Raw genomic sequence first — 12182 nt, forward strand, 5'->3', positions numbered from 1 at the left:
GTCGGGCGGCTGCTCACCGAGCAGCCGCCCGTCGGCACTCAACCCGCCAGGTGTGACCAGTCGCCCTCCAGGTCCTGCCAGGTGCCCTGGGCGGCCACCGTGCCACCGAGCAGCACCACCACGTGGTCGGCCCGGACCAACGCGGCGCGCTTCGCGGTCGAACCGACGACCGTCACCCCGTGGCCGCGCAACGCCTGCCACAACGCCAGCTCGGTGGTGACGTCCAGCGCCGACGACACATCGTCGGCGACCAGCAGTTCGGTACGCGGGGCCAGCGCGCGGGCCAGCGCCAACCGCTGCAACTGCCCGCCGGAGAGCCGGGTGCCCTTGTGCCCGATGAGCAGGCCCAGCCCACCACCGGCGGCGGCCAGGTCATGGTCGAGCTGGGCGGTGCTGACCGCCCCCGCCGCGTCCACCTGGTGCCCGAGGGCGATGTTGTCGGCCACTGTGCCGGACAGCACCCGGGGCAACTGACCGACGTAGCCGACCTGGTTCGGGCGCAGGAACAGCTCCGGCTCGGTGACCGGGTCACCGTTCCAGGCCAGCTCACCGGTGTGGTGCACGATCCCGGCCAGCCCGCGCAGCAACGAGGACTTGCCGGACCCGACCGGCCCGACGACCAGCACCAACTGCCCCCGCTGCACGGTCAGGTCCACGTCCCGGACGGCCACCGTGCCGTCGGAGTGCACCACCCCGAAGCCACGCAGCTCCAGCCGGCGCAGCGGATGCCGGGGCGGCATGGTCGGCGCGGGCGCCGTCCCAGCCGTCAGGTCGACCTCCGGCACCCCCGCGGAGTACGTGCTCACGCCGGTCATCGCCACGGTCCGTCGGGTCCAGACCCGGGCCGAGGGCAGCTGCGAGATCAACGACGCCGTCGTCCAGGCGAACCAGCGGGCCGCGCCCAGTGTGGAGACGGCCACCAGCACCGCCCCGGCGGAGAGCGACCCGTTCAGGTAGAGCGCCCAGGCCCCGATCGGCAACAACCCGCTGGCCATCGACGGTGTGGAGCGGGCCCACACCTGCACCGAGATCTCCCGCCGCTGCCGGTCGCTGCGCAGCACGTCCAGGCCCGCCAGGTGGCGAAGCACCGCCGTGGTCGCGCCGGCGAGCTTCACCGTCCGCGCCGCGGACAGCGCGGAGACCAGCGCCGTGGCGAAGGAGGCCCGCGCCGCCACCGTCGCCCGCGCCGCCCGCTCCAGCTTCGGCCCGAACAACGTCGCGGCCAGCCCCGACACGACCATCGTGCCGAGGAAGAACAGCCCGGGTACGACGCTGCCGGTGACCGCCGTCATGGCGACCACGAGCACCAGCGCGACGGTCTGGTCCAGCACGTTGTCGGCGAGTTGGACCACCCGCTCGGTGTCCCCACCCTGCGCCACCACCTCGGCGGGAGTGTGTGAGCTGACCCGGCGCGGCCCGGTCTGGCCGTGCACCAGCCGAAGGCCGATCCGCAGCATCTGCCGCACCCACCACTGCGGGAACCAGACATGGGTGTAGAACGGCAGCGGCAGGGTGACCAGCAACCCGGCGACGATCCCCACCGCTGGCAGGTACGGGTTGCCGGTCCCGTCGACCAGGTCCGCCCAGAGCCAGGGCAGCATCGGGCCGTCCAGCCCGAGCAGGCTGAGCCCGAGGAACAACACGATCGCCGCCGCCCCGTACCGGGGATCGTTCCTGCACAGTCGGAAGATCTCCCGCAGCGTCCGGGCCGGCGGCACCGGCGGCAGCGGCGGCGGGTCGGCCCGGTTCGGCCCGACCGCGTTCCGCGTGCTGTCGGGGGGTGTCTCCCGGGTGGCCTGCTCACGCGGCTCGGCCCGCGTCGACGCCGGTTCGGTCGGCCAGGCGGCGCCCGCCCCGGTCGTTGCGACCGGCTCGTCCCGCGCGGGCGCCGGCTCGCTCGGCCACGCGTCCGGGCCGGGGCCGACCAGCAGGTCGGTGCCGACGCCGGTACGACCGGCCGGCGCCGCCGTCGCGTACGCGGCGGCGTGGCTGGTCGCCAACAGTTCCGCGAAGCGGGTCGAGGTCTCCAGCGGACCGGCCTCGACCACCGCGCCGTCGGCCAGCACAACCACCTCGTCACAGCGGCGCACCGAGGAGAGTCGGTGCGCGATGACGATGCCGATCCGGTCGCGCAGCAGTCGTTCGGTGGCCCGCTGCACCCGCGCCTCGGTGACCGGGTCCAGCCGCGCGGTGGCCTCGTCGAGGATCACCACGTGCGGCTCCCGGACCAGGATCCGGGCGAACGCCACCAGCTGCTCCTGACCGGCGGAGAGCACGTGCCCGCCCTCCCCCAGCCGGGTCGTCAACCCGTCCGGAAGCTCCGCGATCCAGCTCGCCAGGCCCAGCTCGTCCAGCGCCCGTGCCGCCGCGTCGAGCAACTCCGGGTCGAACAGCGCCACGTTCTCGGCGAGCGTGCCGGCCAGGATCTCGGTGCGCTGCGGCACCAACGCCACCCAGCGGCGCAGTTGCTCGACGTCGAGGTCGCACAGGTCGGTGCCGCCGAGGAAGACAGCGCCCGGCGGCACGTCGACCGCCCGGGTGAGCACCTTCGCCAGCGTCGACTTGCCCGAGCCGGTCCGCCCGATCAGCGCGTACGAGCGACCGCGCGCGAAGGTGAGGCTGAGCCCGCGCAGCGCGGCACCCCGGGCACTCTCCCCGTACTCGAATGTCAGGTCCCGAATGCGCAGGTCACCCTCGCTCGGGCTGGCCCCGCCGACCGGCTCCTGCCGGGCCCTGGAGAGCAACTGCACCCGCGCCCACGCGCCGAGCGCCTCCTGGATCTCCGGCACCATCCGGCTGACGTGTTCCGCTGTCGCCCCGAAGGCCAGGGCCAGCAGCCAGATGGCGGTGAGTCGGGCGGCGTCGATCCGGCCGGTGGCCAACGCCCAGGCACCGCCGAGCACCACCGCGCCGATGCCCGCCCGGATCGTCGCGGTGGCCACCGTCGCCACCCGGGCGGACAGCACCCAGACCACCAGGCCACGGGAGAGCACGGCGGAGGCCCGTCGGGCGTACAACCGCAGCACATACGGCCGCGCCAGACTGGTGCGTACGTCGTCCTGGCCGTGCACCGCCTCCTCCATCACGGCCGCCAGGTCGGACCACGCCTCCTCCTCGGCCATCCGGGCCGGGCCGATCCGCGCGGTGGGCCGGCGCAGGCCGACCGCGAGCACCACGGTGAGCAGCAGCATCGCGATCCCCGCCGGCCACCACACGAACAGCGCCACGACCATCGACAACAGACCGACGCAGAGGCCCTGGGCGAGACGGGTGCCCTGGTTCCGAATCGCCGACGCCACCTGATAGACGTCCCCGTCGATGCGGTCCAGCAACTCGCCGACCGGAGTGGTTTCCAGGGTGGGCAGGTCCTGCCCGAGAGCGACCCGGCAGAGCCGACGGCGTACGTCGGCGGACCAGTCGGCGGTCAGGCCGGCCATCAGCAGACTCACCGCGAGGTCGCTGAGGACCACAGCGACCAGGGCCACGGCCAGCACGGCGAAGAAACCAGCCGAACGATGCACCAGCACCGCGCCGGCCAGCGCCGATGCGCCCGCCTGCCCTGCGGCACCCAGCACGATCAGGACGGCCACGGTCGTCACACGACGGGTCGACGTACCCCACAGATCACGGAGCAGGCGCATGGAAGTCCTCCGGGACGTGGGTGGCGGAGACCTCAGCCTGCCGGCAGCACCCCGTCATCTCAACCGATTTACCCGCCTCTGAGCTGGACTTCCATCAGTTCCGCCGCCGCCCAGCTCCTGCCCCGGGGCAGGGACGGCAGGACGCGGTGACGACGCGTAACCTGTGGGCGTTTTGACCGATCTGAGGACTTCTGGGCAGTCCGCGACGGCCTCGCAGGTCCAGATCGACTCGGATTCTGTGATGTCGCGGTGTCCGGGCGTTCGGGACAGCGCGACATCCAGGTACGCGAGTGGATCACAGCCGGTGCGGGGTGCTTTGCTGCCGTGCGGCACGCGAGCGAAGGGGGTTTTGCCGGCTTTTGGGCGATCTGGGGTGTGGTCGGGCGCACTCGTGGGCTGGAATCATGGCCGGGGCGGGGTCGTTACACACCCTGACGATCGCAGCACCACCAACCGCCGGCCGCCCCTTCCAGGGCGGTCGCGCAGGTGGGAATGGCAGCTTTGATCCGGTCGTTGCAGTCCCCACGGCCGCAGGCACCGCCGCGATGTGGGTGCCGCCCGATGGATGGGCCGACCTCGGAATGAGGCCAGCCCCACGGTCGTTGCAGTCCCCACGACCGCAGGCACCGCCCCGATGAGGGGCCGATCCCGGAATGACCGCGGCCCGCCGGTCGTTACAACTCCCACGACCACAGGCACCGCCGCGATGAGGGTGCCGATGGATGGGCCGACCCCGGAATGATCCCCGGCCCCCCGGTCGTTACACAGGGTCCCGGCGCCACGAGCCCCCCGCTCGCCAGGCCGCCGACCTTCCAAACTTTTCCTCTTGTTTGTCGCAGCGCCGGACGAGGTGCTCACACCCCCACCACCGTTTTCCCCCCTTGTTGGTGGTGTGGGTGTTCCTACCCCCGAAGGAGCTACCCCCATGAACACGATCATGCGTAAGAGCGTTCTGTCTGTTGCGGGTCTCGCGTTCGCCGGTGGTGTGTTCGCCGGTCCGATCGCCGCCCACGCCGCCACCCCGGTGGATGCCAAGCCGGTCGCGGTGGCTGTGCAGTCGGCCGCGCCGAAGCCGCAGGGCGAGCAGTCCCACATCGGCCTCACCGACGAGCAGACCGCCAACGTCAAGGCGATCATCGCCGCGACGAAGAAGGCCGGCCTGCCCGAGCGGGCCGCGGTCATCTCGATCGCGACGAGCCTGCAGGAGTCCAAGCTGGAGAACCTCGGCCACCTGGGTGATAGGAACGACCACGACTCGCTGGGCCTGTTCCAGCAGCGCCCGTCCAGTGGTTGGGGTACGCCGGAGCAGATCACCGACCCCGAGTACTCCACCACCGCGTTCTTGAAGGGTCTGAAGCAGGTCGACGGGTGGCAGGACATGCCCCTGACCGACGCCGCGCAGACGGTGCAGGTGTCGGCCTACCCGGACGCCTACGCCCAGTGGGAACAGCAGGCCACCGACCTGGTCGCCCAGCACTGGAACAGCTGACCCGCACCACCACACGACAAGCACCGACACCACCGCACAGCACAGCACCACCGCACGACCACAGCACCACCGCACGGCACGTGCACAGAACCACCGACCGCTGGCCGGCACCCGCAACCCCGGGGTGCCGGCCAGCGGCATCTCCACCCACTGACCCCGCACAGACCGCACCACGGCACCGACCGAAAGCCGCCACCCGCACTTATGGGTGCCGGCCAGCGGTATCCCCACCCCCTGACCCCGCACAAACCGCACCACGACACCGACCGGAAGCCGGCACCCGCACCCAGGGGTGCCAGCCGCCAGCACCCGAGTCCGCAGATCGGTCGCCCGCACCGCCCTACGCCGCGTCCACATCTCCGTCCAGCAGACCCTGGCCGCAAAGTCACGCCGCCGGAACCACTTGGCATGGTCCACTCGGCAGGCGTCAGCAGATCTTGGACACTTACCGTCAAGCGAGAACAAGCGAGAACGGAAACTGTCCAAGATCTCGTTACTTGTCGGCCGCAGGCGCCGCGCAAGAGCGGACGCCGCGCGAGAGCAGACGCCGCGCAAGAGCAGACGCCGCGCAAGAGCAGACGCCGCGCAAGAGCAGACGCCGCGCAAGAGCAGACGCCGCGCAAGAGCAGACGCCACGCAAGAGCAGACGCCACGCAAGAGCAGACGCCACGCAAGAGCAGACGCCACGCGAGAGCGGACGCCACGCGAGAGCGGCTGTCACGGCGGTGAGGCGACCGGCGTGCGCCGATGAAACCCGGGCGGCAGATCTCCACCGCAGCGGTCAGAAGAGGACGGTGGCCAGGGTGCCGACCGGCTGGAAGCCGCAGCGCTCGTAGACGCGCCGGGCCGGGAGGTTGAAATCGTTGACGTACAGGCTGACGGTGGGGGCGACCCGCAGCAGCGCGTCGCGGACCACGGCTGCCATGGCGGCGGTCGCGATCCCCCGGCCTCGCCACTCCGGTGCCACCCAGACGCCCTGGATCTGCGCCGTCCGTTTGGTGACCACGGCCAACTCGGCCTTGAACACGACCTTGCCGTCGACGATGCGGGCGTACGCGCGACCGGTCCGGACCAGGTCGTTGACCCGTCGGCGGTAGCTGCGTCCGCCGTCCTCGGCCAGCGGGGAGACGCCGACCTCTTCGGTGTACATGGCCACCGCCGCCGGAAAGAGCCGGTCGACCTCGCCGGAGCGGACCTGGCGTACCTCCGGATCGGCCGGTACGGGTGGCAGCGTGTCGGTGACCAGCAGCGGCTGATTGGGGCGAACGTCTCGCGCTGGCCCCCACGTGTCGGAGAGGCGGTCCCACAGCCCGAGGACGGCATCGGCCCGGCCCACGATGGAGGAGCAGAGCCTCTCCTCGCCCGCGAGCAGGTCGGCGAAGGCGGCCACCGCGGCGTCGCTGGCCAGCACCGGTGTGAGGTTGCCGCCGAGCCAGCAGAGTGATTCGAGGTTGCGGCGGGCTCCGTACCCCAGGATTCTGCCCTCGGCCCGCCACCACGAGAGTCCGCGCGCGGCGATGCGCTCGGCGACCTGCGCGCCCGCGAACGGGTCATGGTCGAGCAGTCGCTCGACCGCGCGGCGCTCCGATTCCCCCAGTTGGCGTACCGGCACCGTCAGCACGGCTATCAGCCTGCCAGATCAGCCCCCCGCTTCGCCGGTCGAGTGAGAAGGCCGGCACCGGTTACCCGAGGCCGGGTCCGCCCGGCCCAGCGGACGACCGGGGGCACCAAGGCTCCGAGCAGGAGAAACAGGGCATCGAGTACGAGCCAGTCGGGTACGCCCCAGCCGAGGGCCAGGGTGGTCACCGCTACCGGTGCGAGCATCTTGCTCAGTTCGTAGCCCATGCCGTACGCCCCTGGTACTGCCCCCGCCGCTGCCACGCCCGGAGGAGATCCCCCAGCCGACGACGGAGTGCCACGGTTCCCGGTGACGTGCGCGAACGCCCAGCGGCCGAGCAGGCCCACCGCGTCGGCAGCACGGCGGCGCGGCGCTGGCAGCGAAGAGTACGCGGGCCAGGGCGATGGGGTTGTCGGCGATGCATTGCCGATATATCGTTGATGCATCAGCGATAGTCTTACGAAAGGAAGAGCCCCATGAGGTTCCACCGACAGCACCACCCGATGCACGAGGCCCGGATGCGGGGGTTCGGCTTCCCGCCGGTCCCGCCCGGTCCGCACGGTCATGGCCACGAGCACGGACACGGCGGCCCCTGGGGCGGCCGGGGCCGTGGTCGGGGTCGGGGCCGACGACCCAACGTCCGAGCCGCCGTGTTGGCCCTGCTCACCGAGCGGCCAATGCACGGCTACGAGATGATCCAGGAGATCGACTCCCGCACCGGCGGTGCGTGGCGGCCGAGCCCCGGCTCGATCTACCCCACCCTCCAGCTCCTGGAGGATGAGGGCGTGATCGTCGCCAGCACCGAGGAGTCCGGTGGTGGGCGGAAGCGGTTCACCGTCACCGAGGCCGGTCAGGCGGAGGCGACCGACGCCGCGCAGACTCCGCCGTGGGCGGACGTCGCCCAGGGCACGGTGAGCAGCTGGCACGACATCCGTGACTCCGGCACTCAGGCGATGAACGCGCTGCGCCAGGTGATGATGAACGGCACCGACGACCAGCGTGAGCGGGCCGCCCAGGTGCTCGACGAGACCCGGCGCAAGCTGTACGCGATCCTCGCCGAATCCGAGTGACCCCAGCCCGCACCACAGCGCCAGGCCACACCACAACGCGAGGCCACACCACAGCGCCAGGCCACATCACAACGACAGGCCACACCACAGCACCATCGCCACAACGCCAGGCCGCGCCACAACGCACGACCGCCACAAACGCACAGCGGCCGTTCCCCGCACGGGGAACGGCCGCTGTTCCAGATGGAAAATCAGTGCACGGTGACGGTCGGGCCGGTGACCAGCCCGCGCAGTTCCTCGGGAAGCTCGGCGCCCATCTCGTCGGCGATCCGCAGCGCCTCTTCGATGAGGGTTTCGACGATCTGGGCCTCGGGCACCGTCTTGACGACCTGCCCCTTGACGAAGATCTGGCCCTTGCCGTTGCCGGAGGCGACGCCGAGGTCGGCTTCCCGGGCCTCACCCGGACCGTTCACCACGCAGCCCATCACGGCGACCCGCAGCGGCACCGGCAGCCCTTCCAGGCCGGCGGTGACCTCCTCGGCGAGCTTGTAGACGTCCACCTGGGCCCGCCCGCAGGACGGGCACGAGACGATTTCCAGGCCCCGCTCGCGCAGACCGAGGGACTCCAGGATCTGGTTGCCGACCTTGATCTCCTCGACCGGCGGGGCGGACAGCGACACCCGGATCGTGTCGCCGATCCCCTCGGCCAGCAGCGCACCGAAGGCGACCGCCGACTTGATGGTGCCCTGGAACGCCGGTCCGGCCTCGGTGACGCCGAGGTGCAGCGGGTAGTCGCACTGCTCGGCGAGCTGCCGGTACGCCCGGATCATCACGACCGGGTCGTTGTGCTTGACCGAGATCTTGATGTCGCGGAAACCGTGCTCCTCGAACAGCGAGCACTCCCACAGCGCCGACTCGACGAGCGCCTCGGCGGTCGCCTTGCCGTACTTGCTCAGCAGCCGCTTGTCCAGCGAGCCGGCGTTGACGCCGATCCGGATCGGCACCCCCGCGTCCCCGGCGGCACGCGCGATCTCCTTGACCTTGTCGTCGAACTGCCGGATGTTGCCGGGGTTGACCCGGACCGCCGCGCAGCCGGCGTCGATCGCCGCGAAGACGTACTTGGGCTGGAAGTGGATGTCGGCGATCACCGGGATCTGCGACTTCTTGGCGATCGCCGGCAGCGCCTCGACGTCGTCCTGGGACGGCACGGCCACCCGGACGATCTGGCAGCCGGACGCGGTCAGCTCGGCGATCTGCTGGAGCGTGGCGTTGATGTCGGAGGTGAGGGTCGTGGTCATCGACTGCACGGACACCGGCGCGCCGCCGCCGACCGGGACCGAACCGACCATGATCTGGCGGCTGGCCCGACGGGGAGCGAGCGGCGGGGGCGGCACGGCGGGCATACCGAGACTGATAGCTGTCACTTCAGGCACTCACCTTGAGAAGAGCGTGATGGGGTTGACGACGTCCGCGGCGATGGTCAGCAGCGTGAACGCGCCACCGATCAGAATCACCGCGTACGTGAAGGGCATCAGTTTGAGGTAGTCCACCCGGCCGGGGTCGGTCCGGCCGATCCGGGCGTAGATCCAGGAGCGGGCCCGTTCGAACCAGGCGATGGCGATGTGGCCACCGTCCACCGGGAGCAGCGGCAGCAGGTTGAACACGCCGATGAAGAAGTTCAGCGACACGAAGAGCATGAAGAAGACCAGCCAGGCGTTGTTCTCCACCGCCTCGCCGCCGAGCCGGCTGGCGCCGACCACGCTGATCGGGGTGTCGATGTCGCGTTCACCGCCGGTGAGGGCCGTCCACAGGGCGGGGACCTTCTGCGGGAGGCGCTGGAGCGCCTGGGCGGTGCCGACGGCCAGGTCGCCGGTGAAGTCGGCGGTGGCGCCGAAGGCACCGACCGGGCTGTACGTCACACGGGTGGGTGTGCTGGGGACGAGCCCGACGCCGAGGGCGGCCACCGGGGCGGCGGCACCGGTCGGGTTGTCCAGCGGCGGACGCTGGGTCTGCGCGAGCACGGTGCTGGTGGTGGCCGGCTGCCCGTCGCGGACGTACGCGATCTGCGCGGTGTCGCCCGGCTTGAGCGCGCGCAGCGTGGTGAGCAGGTCGCCGTAGGAGTTGACCGGGGTGCCGTTGATCGAGGTGATCCGGTCCCCGTTCTTCAACTGCGCCTGGGCGGCGGGGCTGGCCGCGTCCCCGGGGGCGCAGGCGCGCACCGAGTTCTCCGCCACCACGCAGTCACTGAGCCGGATGACGGCGGGCTCCTGGCGGGCCTGCGCGTCGGTGGTCGGGAAGTCCGGGTTGGGCAGGCCGGCGGAGACGGCCAGGATCCAGATGGTGACCAGGGCGAGCGCGAAGTGCGTGATCGATCCGGCGGCCATCACGATGGTCCGCTTCCAGACCGGGTAGCGCCACATCACCCGGGACTCGTCGCCCGGCTCGACGTCGTCGTCCTGCGGCGTCATCCCGACGATCTTGCAGAAGCCGCCGAGGGGGATGCCCTTGAGGCCGTACTCCGTCTCACCCCGCCGGAACGACCAGATGGTGGGTCCGAAACCGACGAAGTACTTGGTGACCTTCATCCCGAACGCCTTGGCGGTCAACAGGTGACCCGCCTCGTGCAGGCTCACCGAGATGAGAATGGCCAGGGCGAAGAGGACCACCCCGAGCAGGTACGACATCAAGCTCCTTCCACCGAACCCGCGATGATCTCCTGCGCGTGCGCGCGCGCCCACGACTCGGCCGCGAGCACGTCCTCGACGGTACCTGGTTCGTCGAAGTCCGGAGCCTCCTCCAACACCCGTTCGAGGGTGTCGACGATGCCGAGGAACGGCAGCCGGCCCGCCACGAACGCGGCCACGCACTCCTCGTTCGCCGCGTTGTAGATCGCCGGCCGGCAGCGCCCGGCCTCCCCGGCGGCCTTGGCCAGGGCGACGGCCGGGAACGCCTGGTCGTCGAGCGGCGCGAACTCCCAGGTGTGCGCGGCCGTCCAGTCGACGGCGGTGGCCGCCTCCGGGACCCGGTCGGGCCAGCCCATGCCCAGCGCGATCGGCAGTCGCATGTCCGGTGGGCTCGCCTGGGCGATCGTCGACCCGTCGACGAACTCGACCATCGAGTGGATCACCGACTGCGGATGCACCATCACGGTGATGTCGGCGTACGGCACGTCGAACAGCTCGTGCGCCTCGATCACCTCGAGCGCCTTGTTGACCATGGTCGCCGAGTTGATCGTGACGACCGGCCCCATGTTCCAGGTCGGATGCGCCAGGGCCTGCTCGGGTGTGACCTGCGTCAACTCGTCGCGCCCCCGACCTCGGAACGGACCGCCGCTGGCCGTGACGATCAGCCGCCGCACCTCACCCCGCGACCCGGAGCGCAGGCACTGGGCCAGCGCCGAGTGCTCCGAGTCGACCGGCACGATCTGCCCCGGCCGCGTCACCGCGGCCTTGACCAGCGGGCCGCCGGCCACGAGCGACTCCTTGTTGGCCAACGCGAGGGTACGACCACCGCGCAGCGCGGCCAGCGTAGGAGCGAGGCCCAGCGAGCCGACCACCCCGTTGAGCACGACGTCGCACGGCCACTGGGCCAGCTCGGTCATGGCGTCCGGGCCGGCCACGATCTTGGGAAGCTTGAAGTCACCGGTGGCCCATCCGCGCCGGCTCGCCTCCGCGTAGAACGCGAGTTGCAGATCCTGCGCGGCGGACGCCTTCGCCACTCCGACCGCCTCGACGCCCAGTTCGAGGGCCTGCGTGGCGAGCAGCTCCACGTTGCCACCGCCGGCACCCACGGCGACCACCCGGAACCGGTCCGGGTTGCGCCGGACGATGTCGATGGCCTGGGTGCCGATCGAGCCGGTGGACCCGAGCAGAACAAGGTCGCGGGGGGTAGTCACCCGGCCATTCTTCCCCACCGCCGCTGCACGCCCGCTGGGAGCCTCAGCCCTCCCCCTCCGCCGGCTCCTCCTCGTCCAGCAACTCGGCCGGGTCTATGGAGAACTCGAACGGCTCCCGCATCGCGAAGGTGCTCCCCGCCGCAGCGGCGGCCAACGGCCGGTACTCCCCGTCGGACAGCTCGAACAGGGCAATGGTCGGCACCCGGTTACGCAGGTCCACCCGGAGAAAGAACGGCACCCCGACGGCGGCGTACTCGCGGGGTCGGTCGATCACGTCCTTTCGCCGGTTACCCGGCGAGACGTAGGGCAATTCGCGCTCGACCGACTGATGATCGATTCCCGCATGTGGTGTCACGATCACGCTTCCGCTCAGGACCTCAACCTTGGGGCCGTTGGTCTCCGGCAACAGGTCGAGGGCGAGGTGCGCAGTCCACGGTTCGTCGTGCCACCGCAGCACGTCGAACGACGGCTCGGTGTGCTGCGGCGCCGGCTCCGGCGCGAACGCTGCCTGGGCCATCCGGGCTCACCC

General features: G+C 71.1%; 9 protein-coding genes. 2 read left to right on the plus strand and 7 right to left on the minus strand.

Annotated features, from left to right (window positions below; translation table 11 throughout):
- Positions 1–38: 38 nt before the first annotated feature.
- Positions 39–3641, minus strand: coding sequence for an ATP-binding cassette domain-containing protein (locus ACZ6NZ_RS17510; RefSeq protein WP_465858993.1), 3603 nt, complete (start codon positions 3639–3641; stop codon positions 39–41).
- 925 nt (positions 3642–4566) lie between these two features.
- On the opposite strand from ACZ6NZ_RS17510, the gene ACZ6NZ_RS17515 reads away from it, so the two are divergent.
- Positions 4567–5130: a hypothetical protein gene (locus ACZ6NZ_RS17515; RefSeq protein WP_465858994.1), complete on the plus strand. Its 564-nt coding sequence runs from the start codon at positions 4567–4569 to the stop codon at positions 5128–5130.
- Between the two features lie 781 nt (positions 5131–5911).
- Here the strand turns inward: ACZ6NZ_RS17515 and ACZ6NZ_RS17520 are convergent.
- Together ACZ6NZ_RS17520 and ACZ6NZ_RS17525 are read right to left on the minus strand one after the other, a co-directional pair.
- Positions 5912–6751, minus strand: coding sequence for a GNAT family N-acetyltransferase (locus ACZ6NZ_RS17520; RefSeq protein WP_366608288.1), 840 nt, complete (start codon positions 6749–6751; stop codon positions 5912–5914).
- Between the two features lie 5 nt (positions 6752–6756).
- The gene (locus ACZ6NZ_RS17525; protein WP_465858995.1) at positions 6757–6975 is read right to left on the minus strand and encodes a hypothetical protein; all 219 of its coding nucleotides are present in this window, start codon (positions 6973–6975) and stop codon (positions 6757–6759) included.
- Between the two features lie 249 nt (positions 6976–7224).
- Here ACZ6NZ_RS17525 and ACZ6NZ_RS17530 point away from each other — a divergent pair, with 249 nt between their 5' ends.
- Positions 7225–7818 carry a PadR family transcriptional regulator gene (locus ACZ6NZ_RS17530; RefSeq protein ID WP_366608287.1) on the plus strand — a complete coding sequence of 198 codons (594 nt, stop codon included), beginning with the start codon at positions 7225–7227 and terminating at the stop codon, positions 7816–7818.
- Positions 7819–8009: 191 nt separating this feature from the next.
- Here ACZ6NZ_RS17530 and ispG read toward each other — a convergent pair whose 3' ends face one another.
- The 4 genes from ispG to ACZ6NZ_RS17550 are packed head-to-tail and all read right to left on the minus strand — an operon-like array spanning position 8010 to position 12170.
- Positions 8010–9182, minus strand: coding sequence for a flavodoxin-dependent (E)-4-hydroxy-3-methylbut-2-enyl-diphosphate synthase (ispG, locus tag ACZ6NZ_RS17535; RefSeq protein ID WP_088991003.1), 1173 nt, complete (start codon positions 9180–9182; stop codon positions 8010–8012).
- Positions 9183–9191: 9 nt separating this feature from the next.
- Positions 9192–10442 carry a M50 family metallopeptidase gene (locus tag ACZ6NZ_RS17540; protein WP_465858996.1) on the minus strand — a complete coding sequence of 417 codons (1251 nt, stop codon included), beginning with the start codon at positions 10440–10442 and terminating at the stop codon, positions 9192–9194.
- Complete coding sequence (dxr, locus tag ACZ6NZ_RS17545) at positions 10442–11653, minus strand: 1-deoxy-D-xylulose-5-phosphate reductoisomerase (RefSeq protein WP_465858997.1); 1212 nt, start codon at positions 11651–11653, stop codon at positions 10442–10444. The genes ACZ6NZ_RS17540 and dxr overlap by 1 nt, the downstream gene beginning before the upstream one ends.
- A 43-nt stretch (positions 11654–11696) precedes the next feature.
- A complete protein-coding gene (locus tag ACZ6NZ_RS17550; RefSeq protein WP_465858998.1) occupies positions 11697–12170 on the minus strand; it encodes a hypothetical protein in 474 nt (157 codons plus the stop codon).
- Between the last annotated feature and the right edge of the window lie 12 nt (positions 12171–12182).

This window comes from Micromonospora sp. NPDC047756 (assembly GCF_055587245.1).

Coding starts and splice junctions, on each gene's coding strand:
- ACZ6NZ_RS17510 (WP_465858993.1), bottom strand. CDS start 3,641: ATGCGCCTGCTCCGTGATCTGTGGGGTACGTCGACCCGTCGTGTGACG.
- ACZ6NZ_RS17515 (WP_465858994.1), top strand. CDS start 4,567: ATGAACACGATCATGCGTAAGAGCGTTCTGTCTGTTGCGGGTCTCGCG.
- ACZ6NZ_RS17525 (WP_465858995.1), bottom strand. CDS start 6,975: ATGGGCTACGAACTGAGCAAGATGCTCGCACCGGTAGCGGTGACCACC.
- ACZ6NZ_RS17530 (WP_366608287.1), top strand. CDS start 7,225: ATGAGGTTCCACCGACAGCACCACCCGATGCACGAGGCCCGGATGCGG.
- ACZ6NZ_RS17540 (WP_465858996.1), bottom strand. CDS start 10,442: ATGTCGTACCTGCTCGGGGTGGTCCTCTTCGCCCTGGCCATTCTCATC.
- ACZ6NZ_RS17550 (WP_465858998.1), bottom strand. CDS start 12,170: ATGGCCCAGGCAGCGTTCGCGCCGGAGCCGGCGCCGCAGCACACCGAG.